We start from the raw sequence: 19,377 nt of genomic DNA, 5'->3' as shown, positions 1-19,377 counted from the left end.
CGGCGAGCCTCGAAGGCGAGCTTCTGGCCCTGGCGGATCATGAAGGCGGCGCCCCAGACGAAGGCGGCGGGGCCGATGGCCAGCAGGGCGAAGACGGCGAGCGCGAAGGCGTCGTCCTGCAGCGGCGCCACGTTGTTGCGGTAGCCGACGGCGAAGGCGATTGGCGCGAGCGCCCACAGCACCGACACGGCGACGGCGGCGACCCAGATCGGCCAGCCGGCCGGCGGCTCCAGCTCGTCGAGGACGGCGGGCTCGTAGGCCGGCTCGGGCTGGAACTCAGGCCGGGTGGCGGGCGTGCGCGGCGCCTGCGCGGCGACAGCCGGGGCGGCCATCGGCGGCTCCAGCGGCGGGGCGGCTTCCGGCTCGGGCTCGCGGGCAACGATCTCAGGCCCGGCGTCCACCTCGGACAGCGGCGCGGTCGCCAAGCCCGGCCGGCCGCCGAAATCCACCGGTTGTCGCCGCTTCGAGAACTTCATGCGCGGCCGGTCCCTTCCCCGCTACCCCTTGGCCGAGAAGGATTACCCGCCCGGCGTGCAGACGCAAACAGGCGCCGCGAATCAGGGCGGCGGCCGGGTCGGATTGTCGCGGGGACTCAGGGGCCGGTCAGGCCTTCTGCACGAAGGCGCGGCGCTGCTCGGGGCAGTCCGACAGCTTCTCGGAGATCTTCTGGGCCTTGCGTGGCGAGCGGGCGACGATGCGCTCGGCAGGAGCCTGCGCCGGGCGCTCGAACGCGGGACCATCGAGAGTGACGCCGAAATGCGAGAAGGCGACAGCGGACGAATGCACGACCACCGCGGCCACCACTTCCGTCAATGTCGCCATCGGCCCTCTCCCGATTCCAGCGCGACTCCGCCGAGCGGTGTTATACGTCAGGTGAAGCTCTGCCGGGAGGCGGTCCTTACCTTAAATTTCGGCAATGTTCGTCGCGGCGGCCCTAAGCGGCCAGCCGCTCCTTGAACGCCGCGCCCTCGTGGCTGAGCAGCCAGCGCTTGCGCGGCAGGCCGCCGCCGTAGCCGGTCAGCGAGCCGTCCGAGCCGATCACGCGATGGCAAGGCACCACCACGGCGACGGGGTTCGACCCGTTCGCGAGGCCCACGGCGCGGACGGCGGTAGGCCGGCCAATCGCCTGGGCCAGGCGCGCATAGGTCCAGGTTTCGCCAGCCGGGATGGAGCACAGCGTGGCCCAGACCTTCTGCTGGAACGCCGTGCCGGCGCCTTGCCACGGCACGGCCGTCAGCGCGTCGAGGTCGCCCGCGAAGTAGGCTTCGAACGCCGGCCGGACGGGGCTGACGGCCTCCGCCAGGGCGGCCTTCGGATAGCGCTTGGCGAGCCAGGCCCGCATGAGGTCCTCGTAGTCAGTCCAGTTGAAGGCCCGGAGCACGCCGGCCTCGTCGGTGACGACGAGCGCCGTGCCGATCGGCGTGGAGATGCGGTCGAGGATCAGGGTTTCAGGCTGCGCGGAGGTCATTGGTCTTGGTCCTCTTGAGGTCGGGCTGGGCCGCGTCGTGGGCCCAGAGGTGTTGGGCGGCGTAGGCGCGCCATGGCCGCCACCGCTCGCTGCGGGCGAGCAGCTCGTCGGCAGTCGGCCGCTTGCCGGTCTCGTCGGCCATGGCCCGCAGGAGGGCGATGTCCGCGCCGGGGAAGGCGTCTGGCTCGCGTAGCTCGCGCAGGGCGATGTACTGAGCGGTCCACTCGCCGACGCCGGGCAGCGCCTTCAGCGCCGCGATCGCGCTCTCCAGGTCGGCGCGGGGCGTGAAGATGCTGGGGTCCTCGGCGACGGTGCGGGCCAGGGCCTCCAGCGCCGCGCCGCGGGCCCTGGGCATGCCGAGAGCTGCGATTTCCTCGCCGACCAGCCGCTCGGGCCGCGGGAAGACGCGGGTCAGGCCGAGCTCCGCCGCAGCGGGGTCGTGGATCGCCTCCCCATAGGCATCGGTCAGCTTGCCGGCGAGCGCGCGGGCGGCGCTGACGGTGATCTGTTGCCCGAGGATCGCCCGGACCGCGAGTTCGAAGCCGTCCCAGGCGCCCGGCGCCCGCAGGCCCGGCCGAGCGGCGACCAGCGGCGCCAGCACAGGATCCTGACTCAGGTGCGCGCCGATCAGACCTGGGTCGGCCGTCAGATCGAACACACGGCGGATGCGTGCGATCACCGCCGGCAGCGCCTTCAGCTTGGGGAAACGGATTTCGGCGGTGAGCGCATCGTCCCCATCGCGGGGCGTGACGACGACGACGCCGCAAGCGCCGTCGACCTCGAGCGTGCGCGCGTAGCGGCGGGCCTCGACGCGCTCGACGCCCGGGATGGCGCGGTCTGCCAGGAAACGGACAATGGCGTCCCAGTCATAGGGTGGCCGATAGGGCAGCCGCACGACGATGCCTTCGGCGGCCGGGATGTCAGCCTGGCGCGAGCGGCGCAGTTCGCCCGGCGGGCGGCCGAACAGCTGCTGGAACGTCTCGTTGAAGCGCCGCACGCTGCCGAAGCCCGCGGCCAGGGCCACCTCGCCCATCGGCAGGCGGGTCTCCTGGATCAGCTGCTTGGCCAGCAGCACGCGGCGGGTCTGGGCGACCGACACCGGGGAGGCGCCGAGGTGCTGGCGGAACAGCCGCCGCAGCTGCCGCTCGCCGACGCCCAGCCGCGCAGCGAGCGCGTCGACGTCGCCGCTGTCCATGGCGCCCGCCTCGATCAGGGCCAGGGCCCGGGAGACGGTGTTGGAGGTGCCGCGCCAGGCTCCAAGGTCCGGAGAGGCCTCCGGCCGGCAGCGGAGGCAGGGCCGGTAGCCGGCCTCCTGGGCCGCCGCGGCCGTCGGATAGAACATCATGTTCTGCGGCTTCGGCGTGCGCGCCGGACAGATCGGCCGGCAGTAGATGCCGGTGGTCTTCACACCAGCGAAGATGCGTCCGTCGAACCGCGGGTCGCGGGTGACGAAGGCGCGGCGGCAGGCTTCGAAATCCATGTCCATGCCGGGAAGATGGGCCCCGCGACCGCCCATGTCTCGCGGTTTTCGGACACAGATGGATGCGCGTTCGCGGTTTTCGGACGGCGCTATTCGGCCGGGGCGAGCCCGGCGGCGGAGGCGGCGGATGTCCGGTCCAGCGGCCGCCAGCGGCCGTAGGTCACAGATCTGAGCAGCCACTCGAGCGGCCCCATCTGCCAGCGCCGCAGCCAGAGCAAGCTGAAGATCCCCTGCGCGATCCAGATCAGCACGGTCAGACCCATCAGCTGGGCGAAGCCGAAGCGATTCCAGTAGCCGAGGCCATAGAACAGCACCGAGGTGATCACCGACTGGCCGACATAGTTCGTCAGGGCGAGGCGACCGATCGCCGTCAATCCGCTCTCCAGCAGCCGCAGGGCGCCCAGCTTGTATAGGGCGACGACGACGCCCAGCAGGCCCAGCGTCGTCGGCACGCGGCCGAGTTGGTAGATCCAGCCGAAGAGCCCGGCGACGGTCGGGTTCGGTTCGAAGCCGTGCCGCCACTGCAGAAGGGCGAACAGTCCACGGATCGTCAGGCCGACGCCGTAACCGACCGCCGCCAGCGTCAGGTAGAAGCCGAGCGGCCGCTCACCCGACAAGACGTTCAGCCGGAACAGCGCCATCCCAAGCAGCATCATCGCGAGGGACTCGCCGAGGATCGCCCATGCCGACTCGCCGAAGTTGAACTTCACCCATTGCTGGATGCTCCACTTCGCGACGGCGGGGAAAGTGGTGCGCTCCTTCCGCTCGTCGGCGATCGCCTTGGCGTCGGGATGGAGGCGGGCCATCATCTTCGTGTGGCCCTCAAGCGCCTTCTTCTGCGCTTCGGAGAGGGTCTTGCCCTCGGCCTTCGCCGCTGCGGCGGCTTGACCGTCGCGGATCGTCTCGGCGCGCTTGAACGAGCCGTTGCCGACATGCACCGTCATGGCGATGAGGATCGCCGCGGCGGCGGTCACCAGAACCCGCACGTCGGCGCGCCAGAACAGTAGCAGCGCCAGGCCGCAGACGCCGTAGTTGAACAGGATCTCGCCGGGCCACAGGAAGATCGCGAAGTTCGCGAAGCCCAGCAGCATCAGGGCGAAGCAGCGGGTCAGATAGGCCTGGATCGCCGGGGCGGCCGCGTTCGCCGCGCCGCGCAGCATCACCAGCATGCCGGCTCCGAACAGCAGGGTGAACAGGCCCCGCATAGAGCCTTCCAGCGTCACCATCTGGATCGTGTAGGCGATCCAGTCGGCGTTCGCCTGCGCCGGCAGCATCGGCCGCGGCAGGCTCCACAGCAGCCCCATGGCGGGGATGTTCATCAGCAGGATGCCGCAGACGGCGACGCCGCGCAGGACGTCCAGCGTCCGGATCCGTTCGCCTTGGGCCACCGGCGCCGCCGCGACCACCATGGTCGATCCCCGGTTTACGTAGGGGGAGCTTGGCTCAGGCGCGAGGTCCGCACAACGGCGTTCGCGCACAAACGGCTTCTACTGAGACGCGGTCGCCTTGCGGGTCACGAGCTTGGGCGGATTGACCGCGGCTGGGCCTTCGCCACGCGGCCGCTGCCAGCGCCACTCGTAGGGTTTCAGCCAGACCCAGCCGCCGTCGCTCAGACGCCGCGGGGTCAGCGCATAGCCGCGGATCCACAACGGGTCGGTATTCTCACGCACGCAACACACCCGGAATCAGAAGTTGGCCCCTCGGACCCGACCTATAGCCGGCCCAAGCGCGTCGCGGGATGCGGCGCCTTGAGCCGTCCACAGGTTCCGCGACCTAGCCGATCGCGGCGGCCAGGCGCTTGTCGCGGGCGATGGACCAGGCCGACAGCAGGTGCGCGCCAATCGTGATCACGATCACCGGGATCAGCCAGGCGAAGCCGATGATCAGCGAGCGGTCACCGTACTCGGGCTTCGCCATGTCCGAGATCTTGCCGACGTACACCGGCCCGGCGCCGAGGCCGATCAGGTTCAGGACGAACAGCAGGATGGCGCCCGAGATCGTCCGACGGTTCGGCGCCACGGCGTTCTGCACGACCGCCAGAGCCGGCGCGAGGTAGCAGTTGTTCAGCAGCGCCGGCACGGCGATGCAGATCAGGGCGATCTGCCAGGTCGGCGCGTACAGCAGCCCGACCCAGAACGGGATCGTGAGCACGAAGGCGATCGCCGGGACCCACGCGAACCAGCGGCGGTCCTTCGCGCCTAGACGGTCCACCAGCCAGCCGGCGCCGAACGTGCCGATCATCCCCGTGATCCCGAGGACGAGGCTGTAGTAGGCGGCGACCTCGGTCAGCGACATGCCCTTCACCCGCATCAGGAACGGCGGGTTCCAGGTCAGGGCGGCGTAGCCCACGAAGGCGGACAGGCCAGCGGCCAGGGCCGTGAGGACCAGCGTGCGGTTCGAGAAAAAGCCTGCGATCGCTGCAGGGATGGACGGCGCCACGTCGTGGCTGTCCTTGCCTTCGGCGAAGGCGTCGAGGCCGCCGCGCTTCGGCTCGCGAATGATGAACAGCACCGCCAGCGCCAGGACGATCCCGGGCAGGCCCATGACGAAGAAGGCGGTGCGCCAGCCATGCTCTGCCGCGATCCAGCCGCCGAACGCCGCCCCGAACATCGAGCCGGCCGGCACCCCGAGGGAGTAGATCGCCAGAGCCGTGCCGCGCTCCTCGGGTTTGAAGTAGTCCGAAATCAACGAATACGATGGCGGAGAGCCGCCGGCCTCGCCGATGCCGACGCCCATGCGGAACAGCGCCAGCTGGATGAAGTTCGTCGCGGTGCCGCACAGGGCGGTGAACAGGCTCCACAAGGCGCAGGCGCCCGAGATGATCCAGACCCGCCTCGCGCGATCGGCCAGCCAGCCCACCGGAATGCCGAAGCCGGTGTAGAACAGCGCGAACACGATCCCGCCCAGCATCCCCAACTGGGTGTCGGTGAGGTTCAGGTCCTTGCGGATCGGCTCGGCCAGGATCGAGACGATCTGCCGGTCGAGGAAGTTGAGCGTGTAGACAATCGCCAACAGCCAGACGACCAGATAGCGATAGCTGCCCCGAACCTTCGGGCCCTGAACGGCATCGACGCTCATCGACTTCCCCCTGTCACCCGCAGGCCGGCTTTCCGGCTCGAAGAACGGGTATGCGTTTCCTCGCGGATTAGTGGCATGCGTCGCGGGGGCTCGCCAGCCCGATTGCGTTTCAGGCCTGAAGCGGATCGCCGCGCCGTCCACTTTCGCTGGCCGGGACCTGAGAATTCCTGGGGGCGGCTCGCCTTGCTCGGGACGGGCCCCTCCTCTAACTCACCGACAGGGCCGGCCCGGGCGCACATGCGCACGGGAAATCTTCAATCTTTGCTGTAAGGTCCGCACATGGACGCCCGCGTCCTCGCCCGATCAACAGACGCCGAAAGCGCCTTGTCCCGTCAGACGCTCACCCACCTGCAGCGGCTCGAGGCCGAGAGCATCCACATCATGCGCGAGGTCGTCGCCGAGTGCGAACGGCCGGTGATGCTGTATTCGATCGGCAAGGACTCGGCCGTGATGCTGCACCTGGCGGCCAAGGCCTTCTATCCCTCGAAGCCGCCCTTCCCGCTGCTGCACGTGGACACGACCTGGAAGTTCCGGGCGATGTACGAGATGCGCGAGCGGATGGCCCGCGAGCTGGGCTTCGAGCTCCTGGTCCACCAGAACCCCGACGCGCTGGCCCAGAACATCAATCCGTTCACCCACGGCAGCGCGGTGCACACCGACGTCTGGAAGACCGAGGGGCTGAAGCAGGCGCTGGACAAGTACGGCTTTGACGCGGCCTTCGGCGGCGCCCGCCGCGACGAGGAGAAGAGCCGCGCAAAGGAACGGATCTTCTCGTTCCGCTCGGCCCAGCACCGCTGGGATCCCAAGAACCAGCGGCCCGAGCTCTGGAAGCTCTACAACGCCCGCAAGAACCCCGGCGAGAGCGTGCGTGTCTTCCCGATCTCGAACTGGACCGAGCTCGACATCTGGCAATACATCTTCCTCGAGAACATCCCGATCGTGCCGCTGTACTTCGCGGAGCCGAGGCCGGTGGTGGAGCGTGACGGCACGCTCATCATGGTCGACGACGACCGCTTCCCGCTGAAGCCCGGCGAGACGCCGCAGATGAAGTCGGTGCGCTTCCGCACCCTCGGCTGCTACCCGCTGACCGGCGCCGTGGAGAGCACCGCAGCCACCCTGCCCGAGATCATCCAGGAGATGCTGCTCACCACGACCAGCGAGCGCCAGGGCCGCGTCATCGACCACGATCAGGCCGCTTCGATGGAGAAGAAGAAGCAGGAGGGCTACTTCTGATGGCCCACCAATCCGCGCTCATCGCCGAGGACATCCAGGCCTATCTGAAGCAGCACGAGGTGAAGAGCCTGCTGCGCTTCATCACCTGCGGCTCGGTGGACGACGGCAAGTCGACCCTGATCGGCCGCCTGCTCTACGACTCCAAGATGATCTTCGAGGACCAGCTGGCGGCCCTCGAAGCGGATTCCAAGAAGGTCGGCACCCAGGGCGGCGAGATCGACTTCGCCCTCCTCGTCGACGGCCTGGCCGCCGAGCGCGAGCAGGGCATCACCATCGACGTGGCCTACCGCTTCTTCTCGACGGAAAAGCGCAAGTTCATCGTCGCCGACACGCCCGGCCACGAGCAGTACACGCGCAACATGGTCACCGGCGCCTCGACGGCGGATGCGGCCATCATCCTGATCGACGCGCGCAAGGGCGTGCTGACCCAGACCCGCCGGCACAGCTTCCTCGTCAGCCTGCTGGGCATCCGCCACGTCGTGCTGGCGATCAACAAGATGGACCTGGTCGGCTGGTCCAAGGACGTCTTCGAACAGATCGTCGCCGACTATCACGACTTCGCCGCCCAGATCGGCATCCGCGACTTCACCGCCATCCCGATGTCGGCGCTCAAGGGCGACAACATCACCGAGCCCTCGGCCCATACGCCCTGGTACTCGGGCCCGCCGCTGATGCGCTGGCTGGAAGAGGCCCCCGTCGAGGACGACCTGCAGGACAAGCCGTTCCGCATGCCGGTCCAGTGGGTGAACCGTCCGAACCTCGATTTCCGCGGTTTCGCCGGACAGATCGCCTCGGGCGTCGTGAAGCCTGGCGACAAGGTAAAGGCCCTGCCGTCCGGACGCGAGAGCACGGTCGAGCGGATCGTCACGATGCGCGGCGACCTGGACCAGGCCGTCGCCGGCCAGTCGGTCACCATCACGCTGAAGGACGAGATCGACATCAGCCGCGGCGATGTGCTGGCCGCCGCGGCCGCGCCGCCGGAGGTGGCCGACCAGTTCGAGAGCACCATCGTCTGGTTCGACGACGAGCCGCTGCTGCCTGGACGCCCCTATCTGCTGAAGCTGGGCGCGCGGACGGTGACGGCCCAGATCACCGAGCCCAAGCACAAGGTGAACGTCAACACGCTGGAGAAGCTGGCCGCTACCCGGCTCGAGCTGAACGAGATCGGCGTGTGCAACCTGGCGCTCTCGGCGCCGATCGCCTTCGACCCGTACGCCGAGAACAAGGACCTGGGCGGCTTCATCCTGATCGACCGGTTGTCGAACCGCACGGTCGGCGCCGGCCTGCTGCACTTCGCCCTTCGTCGCAGCCAGAACATCCACTGGCAGGCGCTGGACGTCGACAAGACCTCGCGCTCGGCCGCCAAGGGCCAGAAGGCGCGCGTCGTCTGGTTCACCGGCCTTTCGGGCGCCGGCAAGTCGACCATCGCCAACCTGGTGGAAAAGCGGCTGCACGCCGAGGGCCGGCACACCTACCTCCTCGATGGCGACAACGTCCGCCACGGGCTGAACAAGGACCTGGGCTTCACCGAGGAGGACCGGGTTGAGAACATCCGCCGGGTGGCCGAGGTCTCCAAGCTGATGGTCGACGCCGGGCTGATCGTGCTGGTCAGCTTCATCTCGCCCTTCCGGGCCGAGCGGCGGATGGCCCGCGAGCTGATGGGCGAGCGCGAGTTCGTCGAGGTGTTCGTCGACACGCCGCTGGCCGAGGCCGAGAAGCGGGATGTGAAGGGGCTCTACAAGAAGGCGCGCGCCGGCGAGCTGAAGAACTTCACCGGCATCGACAGCCCCTACGAACCGCCCGAGAACGCCGAAATCCGCATCGACACCACCCAGACCACGCCTGAGGAGGCCGCAGAGGCGATCTTCCGCTGGCTGGAAGGCGGCTTCGATCCGGTGATCTGACGGGCGGGAACAACCGCCGGGGCTCTAGGTTCGGAAGGGGAGTCCAGCCAAGGACATCCCCTTGAACAACTTCCTGGCGCCACGGGCCCACGTGGACGAGCACTCGCTCGACCGTGGGCTGCGCAACCTGATGATGGACGCGACCTTCGCGACCATGGTCGGAGCGCTGAACTCCGGCGTGGTGCTGGTCGCGTTCGCCCTGTGGCTGGGAGCGTCGAACACGGCCATCGGGCTCCTGGCGGCGATCCCGCTCTGGACCCAGCTCCTGCAGGCGCCGGCGGTGGCCCTGGTCGAGCGCTTCCGCGCCCGGCGGCGGATCAGCATTCTTGCACTCGCGGTCGCCCGGATCACCCTCCCAGTCTTTGCGCTCCTGCCGCTGATCCCCGACCGCAGGATCGCGCTCGCGCTGCTCATCGTGCTGGAGATCATCCACACGGCGTTCAACGCGATCTGCGCCTGCTCGTGGAATTCATGGATCCGGGACCTGGTGCCGGAGGATCGGCTGGGCCGCTTCTTCGCGCGGCGAACGATCTACGCCACCGCGATCGGCATCGTCTGCAGCCTGGGGGCGGGCTTCGCGCTGCAGAACCAGCAGACCGCGCGCGAGGGCGGAGACGGCCTCGTCTTCACGGCCCTCTACATGATCGGCTTCCTGGCCGCTGCGATCAGCACCTGGAGGCTTGCGCTCGTGCCGGAGCCCCTCATGCCGCCGCCGCAACCAAAGCAGACGCTGGTCAAGCTGCTCTCGGCGCCGCTCAAGGACCGCAACTTCCGCACGCTCATCCGCTTCATGGCGAGCTGGCAGTTCGCAGTGAACTCGGCGACGCCCTTCTTCACGGTCTACTTCGTCCAGCAGCTGCACCTGGGCATGGGCTGGGTGATGACGTTCACGGTGGTGAGCCAGGTGGCCAACCTGCTGTTCCTGCAGATCTGGGGTCGGCTGTCGGACCGTTTTTCGAACAAGTCGGTGCTGAACGTCGCCGCGCCGGCCTTCCTGCTGGCGATCGCCGCCATGGTGTTCGCCTCGGAGTTCGAGAGCCGGCTGCACCTCATCGTCTACCTGTCGGTGCTGCATGCCTTCATGGGCATGGCGTCGGCTGGCGTGAACCTGGCGACCGGCGCGGCCGCCCTGAAGCTTGCGCCCCGGCACGCCGCCACCGCGTACATTGCGGCGAATTCGCTGATCGCCTCGGCGGCCGCCGGCGTGGCCCCGATCCTGGGCGGCCTGTCGGCCGACTTCTACGCCGCCCGGGAACTCAGCTTCCAGGTGCTCTGGCGCGATCCCTCAGGCGTGTCGGAGTTCCTCAGCCTCCAGATCACCCACTGGGACTTCTTCTTCCTGATCTCGGCCGCCATCGGCCTCTATGCGATGCATCGGCTGTCGTTCCTCCAGGAGGAAGGCACCGTCCGCCGACGGGAATTCATCGCCGAAATGGCCGAGGAGACGCTTCGCGGCGTTCGCAACCTGTCGCCCGTCCGAGGCCTTCGGACGCCGTTCCCCGCCGCCAGCCTGTTGGATCTGCACAGCCGGCGACGCGTGCAGAAGCGGGTCGAGCGCGCGCGCGCCCGCAAGCGGGAACGGGAGCTTGAGCCGGCCGAGTAGGTCAGAACTCCAGGACGATCTTGCCGAAGTGCTCGCCCGCGCCCATGGCGGCGATGGCGGCCTTGGCCTCGGTCCAGGGATAGACCTTGTCGACGATCGGGCGGATGCCGTGGAGCTCGATGCCGCGGCACATGGCCTCGAACATCTCGCGCGATCCCACCGACAGCCCCTGCAGCTTGGCCGAATTGCCGATGAGGGCGGCGGGATTGAAGGGCTCGCCCGCGCCGGCGACGATGCCGATGACGGCGATATGGCCGCCGATCTTGATCGCCTTCATGCTCTCCTGGATCGTGCCGCCGCCGCCGACCTCCATGATGAAGTCAGCGCCGCGGCCGCCGGTCGCCTCGCGCACGGCCTTCGACCACGCCGGCGTGGCCTTGTAGTTCACCAGGTGATCGGCCCCGAGCGCCTTGGCCCGCTCCAGCTTGGCGTCGGACGACGAGGTGATCAGGGTGCGGTAGCCGGCCGCCTTGGCGAACTGCAGCCCGAAGATCGAGACGCCGCCGGTGCCTTGCAGGACCACCGTGTCGCCGGGCTCCAGGCGCGCGTCGTGGAACAGGCCGCGCCAAGCCGTTAGGGCCGCGCACGGCAAGGTCGCCACCTCGTGGTCCGTCAGGAACTCCGGCGCTCTCGAGAGCCCCTCCTGGCTGAACACCTGCAGCTCGGCGCCGGCGCCGGGAATCGGAAAGCCCAGGGCGCTGGTCAGCTTCTCCAAGTTCGGCGGCCCCGAGATCCAGTTCTGGAAGAACAGGGTCGAGACGCGGTCGCCCGGTTTGAAGCGGGTGACGCCCGGCCCCACCGCCTCGACATAGCCGCAGCCGTCCGAGAACGGGGTGATGACGTCGTTGGCGGTCGCCGCGGCGCGGCCGTACATCCCGTGGATCATCAGGAAGTCGCGGTAATTGAGCGAACAGGCCTTCATCCGCACCAGGACCTGGCCCTGACCGGGCGTAGGCTCGGGCGCCTCCACCACCTGGATCGCGTCCGGTCCCCAAGGGGCCGTGACCTGCAGCGCACGCATGCTCGTCTTCCTCCGCTTGGGAGGCATCATGGAGCGCTGGGGCCGCTCCGCAACGGTGTCGCCACGTCAGCGGGGTTCGCTCAGGCGCGCGTGGCGCGCAGCACCGGACGTTCGCCCCACTGGGCGGGATCGTGGCCGAAGACCATGACCGTGTCTGGTCCGCGCAGGGCCAGCAGCGAGTCCAGCGAACGGTTCATGGCGGCATGGTCGCTGTAGGCGGGGAAGTCGCGCGTCTCGACGACTCCACCATGATAGCAGGCGTCGCCCACCAGGATGTAGTCGCCGTCTTCGCTGCGCACGCGCATGGACTGGTGGCCCGGCGTGTGGCCGAAGCTGGGGTGCAGGGTGACCGACCCGTCGCCGAACAGGTCATGCTCGCCGTCGACCAGCTTCACCGGATGCCCAAGGTCGAAGAACCGGCGGACCAGGAAGTAGCGCGCGGCCATGTCGTCGTCGAAGCCGGCGTCCCATTCCTTCTTCTGCGCCACCACCGTGGCGTTCGGCAGCTGGTGCAGCCCGCCGGCATGGTCGAAGTGGAGGTGCGAAAGCACGACGTAACGGACCCGCGCGGGATCGATATCCAGGCGCTCCAGGCTGGCCGCCGCCAGCTCCTCGGCGTTGACAGGGGAGTCCATGCCCTGGCTGCGCAGCCTCTGCCGGTAGGGATCGTCAGGGTTCGTGATGTCGCCGTGCAGGCCGCAGTCGAACAACGCGACACCGTCCGGATGCTCGACCACATAGAACGGGATCGGCACGCTGACCTGTTGGTCGCCCATGCCGAGCCCCGCACCGGGACTGTGGAACTGGCCGCAGACGCAGCCGAAGAGTTGGACAGTCATGGCGCTCCTCCGACCTTGCAGCCTATCTCGAGTCCGGCTGGAAGAGCAGCTCACAGGGAAGCAGGTCTTCCGGAAACGCCTTCGGGAGGATCGTACCCGTCGCCAGACCTGCGAGGAAATCGGTGAGACCACAGTCGAAGGTCTCGAACGTTTGCATGCCCCGATCCCAGACGACAACGCGCCACGTGTCCGGAGCCCCCTCGGTCAGCCAGAAGAGCTCGTCGCCGTTGTCCGTCGTGCCGAACGGCAGCAGTCCGCCGGGATCCGGCCAGAACCCGTAGGGATACGGGTCGAGAGGCTCGTGCTCTCGGAAATTGCGGGTGATGATCTTCGCGTTGGTCGCGATCCGAACATTTTCGTTCCAGGCGCGCGGAACGCTAACGCCCAGAAACTCCATGAAGTATCCGCTGCCGTAAAGCAGCACGAACTCCTTGTAGTCGGCAGGTAAGCCCCCGGTCCCGAAGAAGGTCTCGACCGGCTCCCAGGGGCCGTCGTAGCTCTCGAACGGCTCGGCGGGAGGAGGAACGACTTTGAGCAGGTTCTCTATAGACACGGCTGCGGCCCGACGTTGCGAGCTGCGCATTAGCGCTCATATGCAGCATGCTAGTCAAGAACAATATGAGAACTGAACCTCACGCTGGGTCCAGCCTGTGCACCCAATACAGCCGCACCGCTCCAATCGTCCCGGCCACGCACATGGCCGCCATCAGGAGGTAGCCCCGGGCGCCGAAGTGGTCGAACAGGGGACCGGACGCCAGGGTGGCCATGCCCATCAGCACGCCTGAGGACAGCGCCGAGTTGATGGTTTGGGCGGCGGAGGCGTTGCGCGGCGTCGAGAGCTGCTCGGCGAGTTGCAGGGCCGCCAGGAAGGTCGCCGCATAGCTGAGCGCATGCAGCGCTTGCAGCGGGAACAGCATCCAGAGCGGCGGCGAGAAGGCGTAGGCGGTCCAGCGCACAATGCTGGCCGCGCCGCCCAGCACCAGCAGCCGCCGCGCGCCCACGCGCCTTCGCCACGGCTCCAGGAACCAGAAGAAGGCGATCTCGACCGAGACGCCCACCGCCCACAGCACGCCGGTGGTGCTTTCCGGAATGCCCTCGGCTTTCCAGGCGAGCGTCGAGAAGCCGTAGTAGAAGGCATGCGCCGACTGGATTGCGCCCGCGGAGGCCACCGCCAGCATGAAGGCCGGGTCGCGCAGCAGATCGCCGAGGCCAGCCCAGCGGTCGGCGAAGCCCGGGCGGTGGTCGCCTTCGTGCACGGCGTCCGGCGGCAGCAGGAGGCGCGCCGCGAGGCCCGCCAACGCCGCCGCGCCGGTGATCCAGACGAGGACGATGGCCGGCGACCCGCGGGTCAGCAGCCACCCCACCGCGAGGTTCGCCACGATGAACGCCGCCGAGCCGATGCCGCGCGGCCAACCGTAGTTGAAGCCGTCGCGCCGGGCGCGCGCCAGGACGATGACGTCGGTGAGCGGCGAGATGGTCGAGAACGCGCTCGAGGCGGCGAACCACACCACCGCCCAGCCGGCGAAGCCCAGCGGCAGGGCCATCAGCGCATAGAGGCCGGCGACGCCGAGGCCCAGGAAGATCAGCGCGGTCCGCCGGTGGCGGAAGCTGTCGGCCCACAGCGCGATCAAAGGCGCGCTGAACACCCGCACCAGCATGGGCGCGGACAGAATCAGGCCGATCTGCGCGCCCGAGAGCCCCTGATGGGCGAACCACACGGGCATGTAGGGCGAGCTCGCCCCGGTGCCCAGGAAGAGCGCGGCGTAGAACAGGCCCATGCGCGCCGGCGACCACATGGCGCGCGGAATACACGGAGTCGCCGCGGGCCGCCCGGCGACGTAAGCTCACGCCAACAACAAGAGCAGGGAGGCTGCGCCATGGTGCGCACGAACAGCCGCGACCGCGAGCTTCGGGCCCGCGCTGAGGCGGTGATCCCGGGCGGGATGTACGGCCACCAGTCCACCGCGCTCCTGCCTGACGACTACCCGCAGTTCTTCCAGCGCGGCGAAGGCGCCCACCTCTGGGACGTGGACGGGCGGCGCTACCTCGACCTGATGTGCGCCTACGGGCCGAACCTGTTCGGCTATGCGAACCCGGAGATCGACGCGGCCTATGTCCGGCAGCTGGGCGCCGGCGACACCCTGACCGGGCCGACCGAGCTGATGGTCGAGCTGGCCGAGGCGCTGACCGGGATGGTGAGCCACGCCGACTGGGCGATCTTCTGTAAGAACGGCACGGACGCCACCTCGATGGCGCTCAGCGTTTCGCGGGCGCACACAAAGCGGCGCGTCGTGGTGCGCGCCAAGGGCGCCTATCACGGCGCAGCGGCCTGGTGCACGCCAAGGCCCGCGGGCGTGATCGACACGGATCGGGCCCACCAGATCTTCTACGACTACAACGACGTGGCCAGCCTCGAGGCCGCGGTCGCCCAGGCCGGCGACGACCTCGCCTGCATCTTCGCAGCGCCGTTCCGCCACGACGCCTTCGTCGACCAGGCCGAGCCGGACCCGGCCTACGCCCGCCGCGCCCGCCAGCTGTGCGACGAACGCGGCGCCCTGCTGGTCGTCGACGAAGTGCGCGCCGGCTTCCGACTGGTCCGCGACTGTTCGTGGACGCGGCTCGGCGTGCAGCCCGACCTCTCCACCTGGGGCAAGTGCGTCGCCAACGGCCATGCGCTTTCGGTGCTGCTGGGCTCGGACAAGGCCCGCACCGCGGCGGCGTCGGTCTATGCGACGGGCTCCTTCTGGTACCAGGCCGCCCCGATGGCCGCCGCGTTGGAGACGCTGCGCCTCATCCGAGAGACTGACTATCTGGAGCGCATCACCGCTCTGGGCGAGCGCCTGCGGGCGGGCCTGGACGAGCGGTCCCGCGCGGCCGGCTTCGGCCTGCGCCAGACTGGGCCGGTCACCTTGCCGCTCTTCCTGTTCGACGACGATCCCGACCTCAGGAAGGGCTTCTGCTTCGCCAGCGCCATGCTGGAGCGGGGCGTCTATGTGCACCCCTGGCACAACATGTTCCTGTGCGCGGCCATGACCGAAGCCGATATCGAGGCGGCCCTGGACGCCGCCGAAGGCGCCTTCGCCGAGCTGAAGCGCCAGGCCGGCGGCCTGCCGCCGGTCGAAAAGCTTTCCTTCCTTACCGCCGGAGCCCGCTGATGGACGACTACGCCGAATACGACGGCCTGGGCCTCGCCGACCTCGTCGCGCGCAAGCAGGTCACGCCGGCCGAGCTGGTCGAAGCCGCCATCGCCCGCATCGAGCGGCACAATCCGACCCTGAACGCGGTGGTCCACAAGGGTTATGACGCCGCCCAGCGCCGGGCGGCGGGCGACCTGCCGGACGGTCCCTTCCGCGGCGTGCCGTTCCTGATCAAGGACCTGGGCGCCCAGGTGAAGGGCTGGCCGCGCACGTCGGGCAGCCGCTTCGCGCAGGTCGCCGCCGACGCCGAGGACAGCGAGCTGGTCCGCCGCTACCGGGCCGCGGGCGTCGTGCTGCTGGGCAAGACCAACACGCCCGAGTTCGGCATCCCCGGCGTGACCAACTCCGAACGTCTCGGCTCGTGCCGCAACCCGTGGAACCCGGACCATATTTCGGGCGGCTCGTCCGGCGGCGCGGCCTCGGCCACTGCGGCGGGGATCGTGCCGATGGCCCACGCCAGCGACGGCCTGGGCTCGATCCGCATTCCCGCCGCCTGCTGCGGCCTCTTCGGCCTGAAGGTCACCCGCGACCGGACCCCCATCTGCGAGGTCTCGGACGGCGCTCTGGGATTCTCCGTCCATCACGTGGTCAGCCGCACGGTGCGCGACAGCGCGGCGATGCTGGACGCCACCGGCTATGCCCAGGCCAACGATCCATTCCAAGCCCCGGCCAAAAACGGCCCTTATCTCGGCGAGCTGGAGAAGAGCCCCGGCAAGCTGCGCATCGCCTGGTCGGCCGAGACGCCCAGCGGCCGGCCGATCCCGGACGAGATGCAGGCCGCGCTGCTGCGCACCGTCGAGCTGCTGAAGGAGCTGGGCCACGAGGTGTTCGAGCGGGGCCTCGGCGTCGATTACCGCACGCTCTACCGCGCCCAGAGCCTCGCCAGCGCGTCGAACTTCTCGGCGAACGTCCAGCGCTGGCTCGAGGCGCTGGGCCGCGAGCCCGAGGATCACGAGCTGGGCCCCCTCGCCCGCCGCGGTTACGAGGCCGGCAAGCGGCTGACGGGCCAGCAGGCCTTCTGGGGCTTCCAGCAGCTACGGCTGATGAACCGCCAGATCCTGGCGGCCTTCGACGACTTCGACATCTACCTCTCGCCCGTGATGGCGACGCCCGCGCCGCGCGCCGACTGGCTGGACCCGTTGATGGACGACCTGCGGGAGTTCGACCGCCGCCAGGCCGCGACCTATCCCTATACGCCGCCGTTCAACTTCACCGGCCAACCCTCGATGTCCGTGCCGCTATGGCAATCTGCCGACGGGCTGCCGATCGGAATGATGTTCAGCGGCCGCTTCGCCGACGAGGCGACGCTGTTCCGCCTGGCCGCCCAGCTCGAGAAGGAAGCGCCCTGGAAGGACCGCCGGCCCCAGGTGTGGAGCTGATGCGCACGGCCTTCGTCGCCGCGGCCCTCGCAGGCCTGGCCTGCGTGGGCTTCGGCGCCTTCGCCGCCCACGGGATCGATGACCCCAAGGCCCAGGAGTGGCTGCGGACAGGCGCGCTCTACGGCTTCGTCCACGTGCTGGCGGTGTTCGCGACCGAGCGGCTGGGCTCGCGGCCCGCGCCCTGGCTGTTCCTGGCGGGGGTCGTGGTCTTCTCGGGCTCGCTGTTCGCCATGGGCCTCGGCGGGCCGCTGTGGCTGGGGGCGGTCACGCCGCTCGGGGGCTTGAGCTTCATGGCCGGCTGGGCGGCGCTCGCCTGGGCCGCCGCGCGAGCCCCTAGGTCTTAGGCAGCGCCAGGCGACGGAGCGCAAAGGCCGAGCCGCCCAGAGCGAGCATCATCACCAACGCCATGGGCCGGGGCGTCCCGTCGTGGAACACGCCGGCCAGGCTGGAGGCGAGCGCGCCCGTCCCGAAGCTCAGCCCGCCCAACAGCGCCGAGGTCGAGCCCGAGCGCTTGGGATCGACGCTGAGCGCGCCGGCGGTCGTGTTCCCCTGCATCAGCCCGTAGCTGGCCAGCACCAGGAACAGCAGCGGCAAGACCGTCCAACGCTCCCCGATTCCGGTCACCGCCGCCAGCACGAGCAGCACGGCGAAGCCGAACGAGATCAAGCTTACCCGGGCCAGCACCTGGTCCGGCGTGCGTGTCCGCAAGAGCCAGCGGTTCACCTGGTTCGCCCCGATGATGCCCACCGCGTTCAGGCCGAAGATCCAGCCGAACAGCTGGGGCGAGATCCCGTAGGCGCCGATCAGCAGCTCGGGCGAGCTGGCGATGTAGGTGAAGAGCGTCGCGCCGTTCAGCGCGCCGGCCAGGCCATAGCCGATCAGCCGCGGCTGCTTGACGAGGGCGAAATAGGCCTGGAACGGCGACTCCGACTGGGCCTGCAGGGTCGTCTCGGCGCTGCGGGACTCCCTGAGCCGCAGGAAGGCAGCCGCGCCCAGCAACCCGCCGAAGGCCGCCATGAACCAGAAGTTCACCCGCCAGCCGCCGAAGGCGAGCAGCGCCCCGCCGAGCAGCGGCGCCAGGATGGGCGCAAGCCCCATGACCAGCATGAGCAGGCTGAGCACCCGCGCGGTCTCGCGGTGGTCGAAGTGGTCGCGCACGATGGCCCGCGAGACCACCCCGCCGGCGCAGGCGCCCAGCGCCTGGATGAAGCGGGCCAGCAGGAGCTGCTCGGGCGTGGTCGCCAGCGCACAGCCGGCCGAGGCCAGGATGAAGATGACGATGCCGATCAGGATCGGCGGCCGGCGCCCGAACCGGTCCGCGGCCGGGCCGTAGAAGAACTGGCCGACGGCCATGCCGGCCAGGAAGGCCGCGACGGTGGCCTGGGTCTGACCGGCGCTCGCCCGCAGGTCCTCGCCGATCGCCGGCAGGCTCGGCAGGTACATGTCGATCGCCAGCGGCCCCATGGCCGTCAGCGCGCCCAGCAAGATCACGAGGCCCCACGGCGTTTCGGAGGCTGGCGATGTTTCCTTGGCGTACGTCACGACAGCCATGCCCTAGTGTCTCCGCTCGCTGCGGGGAAACCCTGATTGCGGCGAAGCTGCCGGATGGCCGCGAAATCGGAGGGGGAAGCCATGTCTGCGCTCGAAACCATGATGCCGCGGCCGAACCGCGTTCGGATCGGCGACGTCGAGATCGGCTACTATGAGGCCGGTCCGCGGACGGGAGTTCCCGTCGTCCTGTGCCACGGTTTCCCCGAGCTGGCCTTCTCGTGGCGCCATCAGATTCAGGCGCTGGCCGAGGCGGGCCGCTGGGTGATCGCCCCCGACCAGCGGGGCTATGGCCTGTCCTCCAAGCCCGGCGAGGTCGCCGCCTACGACATGGAGCGACTGACGGCCGACCTGGTGGGGCTGTTGGACCACCTGGGCGTCGAGAAGGCGATCTTCTGCGGCCACGACTGGGGCGGCATCGTCGTCTGGCAGATGCCGCTGCTGCATCCCGACCGCGTGGGCGGCGTCATCGGCCTGAACACGCCTTTCCTGCCGCGGGCGCCTGTCGATCCGATCGCCATCTTCCGCCATCGCTTCGGGCCGGACATGTGCATCGTCTTCGAGACGTCCTCGCCCAGCACCGCCTCGGGCTCCTCCGGGGTCTGGAACCAGACGATGTACATGTCC

General features: G+C 69.2%; 18 protein-coding genes and 1 pseudogene. 7 read left to right on the top strand and 12 right to left on the bottom strand.

All coding sequences use genetic code 11. The features are described from left to right. From RIF93_RS09415 to RIF93_RS09385, 7 genes and pseudogenes are all read right to left on the bottom strand, one after another. Positions 1 to 476 (bottom strand): annotated as a pseudogene (locus RIF93_RS09415) (hypothetical protein); the annotation flags it as partial. A gap of 127 nt (positions 477 to 603) precedes the next feature. Beyond that, the gene (locus RIF93_RS09410; protein ID WP_309090667.1) at positions 604 to 822 is read right to left on the bottom strand and encodes a hypothetical protein; all 219 of its coding nucleotides are present in this window, start codon (positions 820 to 822) and stop codon (positions 604 to 606) included. 112 nt (positions 823 to 934) lie between these two features. Beyond that, a complete protein-coding gene (locus RIF93_RS09405; RefSeq protein WP_309090665.1) occupies positions 935 to 1,468 on the bottom strand; it encodes a methylated-DNA--[protein]-cysteine S-methyltransferase in 534 nt (177 codons plus the stop codon). Then, positions 1,449 to 2,954 (bottom strand): AlkA N-terminal domain-containing protein, encoded by a 1,506-nt coding sequence (locus RIF93_RS09400; protein ID WP_309090663.1) that lies wholly within the window; start codon positions 2,952 to 2,954, stop codon positions 1,449 to 1,451. Before RIF93_RS09400 ends, RIF93_RS09405 begins: the two co-directional genes overlap by 20 nt. Positions 2,955 to 3,037: 83 nt before the next feature. Continuing rightward, entirely contained in the window at positions 3,038 to 4,357 is a 1,320-nt protein-coding gene (locus RIF93_RS09395) for a DUF418 domain-containing protein (RefSeq protein WP_309090661.1), read from the bottom strand. 78 nt (positions 4,358 to 4,435) lie between these two features. Then, a complete protein-coding gene (locus tag RIF93_RS09390) occupies positions 4,436 to 4,618 on the bottom strand; it encodes a hypothetical protein (RefSeq protein WP_309090659.1) in 183 nt (60 codons plus the stop codon). Between the two features lie 103 nt (positions 4,619 to 4,721). After that, on the bottom strand, positions 4,722 to 6,026 hold the full coding sequence (locus RIF93_RS09385; RefSeq protein WP_309090657.1) for an MFS transporter: 1,305 nt from the start codon (positions 6,024 to 6,026) through the stop codon (positions 4,722 to 4,724). 279 nt (positions 6,027 to 6,305) lie between these two features. On the opposite strand from RIF93_RS09385, the gene cysD reads away from it, so the two are divergent. The 3 genes from cysD to RIF93_RS09370 all read left to right on the top strand — a co-directional run bounded on the left by cysD (position 6,306) and on the right by RIF93_RS09370 (position 10,766). After that, on the top strand, positions 6,306 to 7,259 hold the full coding sequence (gene cysD / locus RIF93_RS09380) for a sulfate adenylyltransferase subunit CysD (protein WP_375163869.1): 954 nt from the start codon (positions 6,306 to 6,308) through the stop codon (positions 7,257 to 7,259). After that, positions 7,259 to 9,163: a sulfate adenylyltransferase subunit CysN gene (cysN, locus tag RIF93_RS09375; RefSeq protein WP_309090655.1), complete on the top strand. Its 1,905-nt coding sequence runs from the start codon at positions 7,259 to 7,261 to the stop codon at positions 9,161 to 9,163. Before cysD ends, cysN begins: the two co-directional genes overlap by 1 nt. A 61-nt stretch (positions 9,164 to 9,224) precedes the next feature. Further along, positions 9,225 to 10,766 carry an MFS transporter gene (locus RIF93_RS09370; protein WP_309090653.1) on the top strand — a complete coding sequence of 514 codons (1,542 nt, stop codon included), beginning with the start codon at positions 9,225 to 9,227 and terminating at the stop codon, positions 10,764 to 10,766. A 1-nt stretch (position 10,767) separates the two neighbouring features. Here RIF93_RS09370 and RIF93_RS09365 read toward each other — a convergent pair whose 3' ends face one another. The 4 genes from RIF93_RS09365 to RIF93_RS09350 form a co-directional block, all read right to left on the bottom strand. Further along, on the bottom strand, positions 10,768 to 11,787 hold the full coding sequence (locus RIF93_RS09365; RefSeq protein ID WP_309090651.1) for an NAD(P)-dependent alcohol dehydrogenase: 1,020 nt from the start codon (positions 11,785 to 11,787) through the stop codon (positions 10,768 to 10,770). An 80-nt stretch (positions 11,788 to 11,867) separates the two neighbouring features. After that, entirely contained in the window at positions 11,868 to 12,626 is a 759-nt protein-coding gene (locus RIF93_RS09360; RefSeq protein WP_309090649.1) for an N-acyl homoserine lactonase family protein, read from the bottom strand. A gap of 22 nt (positions 12,627 to 12,648) precedes the next feature. Then, a complete protein-coding gene (locus RIF93_RS09355) occupies positions 12,649 to 13,209 on the bottom strand; it encodes an SMI1/KNR4 family protein (protein WP_309090647.1) in 561 nt (186 codons plus the stop codon). A gap of 49 nt (positions 13,210 to 13,258) precedes the next feature. Then, positions 13,259 to 14,422 carry an MFS transporter gene (locus RIF93_RS09350; protein ID WP_309090645.1) on the bottom strand — a complete coding sequence of 388 codons (1,164 nt, stop codon included), beginning with the start codon at positions 14,420 to 14,422 and terminating at the stop codon, positions 13,259 to 13,261. An 81-nt stretch (positions 14,423 to 14,503) separates the two neighbouring features. Here RIF93_RS09350 and RIF93_RS09345 point away from each other — a divergent pair, with 81 nt between their 5' ends. Genes RIF93_RS09345 through RIF93_RS09335 form a run of 3 tightly spaced genes read left to right on the top strand, consistent with a single transcriptional unit; the run spans position 14,504 to position 17,546 of the window. Continuing rightward, positions 14,504 to 15,781, top strand: a complete 1,278-nt coding sequence (locus RIF93_RS09345; protein WP_309090643.1) for an aminotransferase class III-fold pyridoxal phosphate-dependent enzyme — start codon at positions 14,504 to 14,506, stop codon at positions 15,779 to 15,781. Then, positions 15,781 to 17,202 (top strand): amidase, encoded by a 1,422-nt coding sequence (locus RIF93_RS09340; RefSeq protein WP_309090641.1) that lies wholly within the window; start codon positions 15,781 to 15,783, stop codon positions 17,200 to 17,202. The genes RIF93_RS09345 and RIF93_RS09340 overlap by 1 nt, the downstream gene beginning before the upstream one ends. Continuing rightward, positions 17,202 to 17,546: a DUF423 domain-containing protein gene (locus RIF93_RS09335; protein ID WP_309090639.1), complete on the top strand. Its 345-nt coding sequence runs from the start codon at positions 17,202 to 17,204 to the stop codon at positions 17,544 to 17,546. The genes RIF93_RS09340 and RIF93_RS09335 overlap by 1 nt, the downstream gene beginning before the upstream one ends. On the opposite strand, the gene RIF93_RS09330 is transcribed toward RIF93_RS09335, so the two are convergent. Beyond that, positions 17,536 to 18,753 (bottom strand): multidrug effflux MFS transporter, encoded by a 1,218-nt coding sequence (locus RIF93_RS09330; RefSeq protein WP_309090637.1) that lies wholly within the window; start codon positions 18,751 to 18,753, stop codon positions 17,536 to 17,538. The genes RIF93_RS09335 and RIF93_RS09330 overlap by 11 nt on opposite strands. 81 nt (positions 18,754 to 18,834) lie before the next feature. Here RIF93_RS09330 and RIF93_RS09325 point away from each other — a divergent pair. Further along, on the top strand, positions 18,835 to 19,377 hold a 543-nt coding region (locus RIF93_RS09325; protein WP_375163868.1), incomplete at its 3' end, for an alpha/beta fold hydrolase.

It is taken from the genome of Phenylobacterium sp., from assembly GCF_031181185.1.
In the GTDB taxonomy this organism is placed as follows: domain Bacteria; phylum Pseudomonadota; class Alphaproteobacteria; order Caulobacterales; family Caulobacteraceae; genus Phenylobacterium.
The sequence above is the reverse complement of the archived record's forward strand: the minus strand, read 5'-3'. Positions and strand labels throughout refer to the sequence as shown.